Origin of the sequence: Hydrogenophaga sp. (assembly GCF_036675665.1) — a bacterium.
In the GTDB taxonomy this organism is placed as follows: Bacteria; Pseudomonadota; Gammaproteobacteria; order Burkholderiales; family Burkholderiaceae_C; genus Hydrogenophaga.
The window spans coordinates 1-1,940 of record NZ_JAKFEO010000081.1; the positions used below are offsets into that span (position 1 = coordinate 1).

At 66.6% G+C, this 1,940-nt stretch carries 2 protein-coding genes; both read right to left on the reverse strand.

The window, feature by feature from the left end; genetic code table 11:
- A partial coding sequence (locus V6M63_RS19705; RefSeq protein WP_442909621.1) for an ABC transporter permease occupies window positions 1-618 on the reverse strand: 618 nt, incomplete at its 3' end.
- The coding region (locus V6M63_RS19710; protein WP_332744647.1) for a sugar ABC transporter ATP-binding protein at window positions 611-1,940 on the reverse strand (1,330 nt) is incomplete at its 5' end. The genes V6M63_RS19710 and V6M63_RS19705, both read right to left, overlap by 8 nt.

Consider the following 1,940-nt stretch of genomic DNA (forward strand, 5'->3'; position numbering starts at 1 on the left):
CAGCCCCAGGGCCGTGCGCGTCACGACCAGGTACAGCACTGCAAACACCGTCGCCACGATAAAGAGCGAGACGGGCAGGCTCAACAAGTAGCCGCCGCCCAGAAAGAAATAAGGCGCGTAGTAAATGGTGATGATCTGCCCGCCGGTGATCAACTGCGCAATGCCGCGGCCGGCCACCATGAGGATCAGCGTGGCGATGATCGGTTGCATGCCGACCTTGGCCACCAGCAGTCCATTCCACAGTCCGCACAGCAGCGCGATGCCCAGCGCCGCCAGAATCGCCAGCGGCATCGGGAAGCGGCTCACGCTTCCCGACACCGACCCGCCAATCATCCAGGCGACCAGCGCTGCTGCGATCGCCACCACGGCCCCCACAGAAATGTCGATGCCGCGTGTGGCGATCACCAGCGTCATGCCCAGCGACACCAGCACCAGCGGCGCCGCGCGGTTGAGGATGTCGATCAGGCTGCCGTACAGATGGCCATCGCGCCATTCGATGTGCAGAAAGCTCGCGTTGAATGCCGTATTCACGGCCAGCAACAGTGCCAGCGTCAGCACCGGCCAAGCGAGGCGATGCCGTAGCGCCGCCGTCAGGAAGGGTGAGGCGGCGTCAGACATGTTCGGCTGCGATCAGTTCATACACGGCGTCTTCGCTGCTGCCCGCAGGCAGTTCGCCCACTTTGCGGCGGTCGCGCAGCACCACGATGCGGTGCGCCACGCGCACCACCTCGCTCATTTCGGAAGAGATGAAGACCACGGCCATGCCGGCCTGCGCCAGGCGCAGGATCTGTTCCATGATTTCCTGCTTGGCGGCCACGTCGATCCCGCGTGTCGGTTCGTCCAGGATCAGCAGGCGCGGCTCGGTCGCGAGCCAGCGCGCGATCATGGCCTTTTGCTGGTTGCCGCCCGACAGCAGGCCGATGGGCGTGTCCACGCTCGCGGTCTTGATACCCAGCGCCTGGACAAACCGTTCGGCCAATGCGGTCTGTTCGTCCCGTGACAAAAAGCGGCGCACGCCCATACGCGCCTGCAGCGCGAGCGCGATGTTCTCTCGCAGCGACAGCTCGGCCACGATGCCGTCGGTCTTGCGCTCCTCGGGGCACAGCGCCAGGCCGTGCCGGATGGCATCGGCGGGGTTGGAAAATGTCACCGCCTGGCCATCGATCTTGAGCACGCCGCGATCCGGCGCTTCAAGGCCAAACAGCAGCCGTGCCAGCTCTGTGCGCCCCGCGCCGAGCAGCCCGGCCAGACCCACCACCTCGCCGGCACGCACGCGCAGGTCCACCGGCTGCAACTGGCCGCACTGGCCCAGGCCCTCGGCTTGCAGCAGCGCCGGTGCCGCGCCGTCGAACACGGGAGACACCGCCGCGCTGGCGGACTGCGCCGCCAGCTCCCGGCCCAGCATGGCGGCGATCAATGCCTGGGGGCCCAACTCGCTGGCGGGCCACTCACCCACCCAGCTGCCGTTGCGCAGCACCGTGATGCGGTCCGACACCGCATACACCTGGTTGAGAAAGTGGGTCACAAAAACGATGGCCAGGCCGTCGTCGCGCAGACGGCGCAACACCTCAAAGAGCTTTTGCACTTCGTCATCGTCCAGGCTGGAGGTGGGCTCGTCGAGAATCAGCACTTTCGACTCAACGCTGATGGCGCGCGCTATCGCCACCAACTGCTGCACTGCGACCGGATAGCTGGCCAGCAAGCGCGTGACGTCAATGTCCAGACCCATGCGCGCCACCAGCGCGCGCGCGCGACGGATCACCGCGGTCCAGTCGATGCGGCATCCCTGCGCGATACCGCAACGCGGGTAACGGCCGGCAAAGATGTTCTCCGCCACCGAGAGATTGGGGCAGAGATTCACCTCCTGGTAGACCGTGCTGATGCCCAGGCGTTGGGCGGCCAGGGGCGAGTCGGGCCGCACCGGCTTGCCGGCAAGCCGC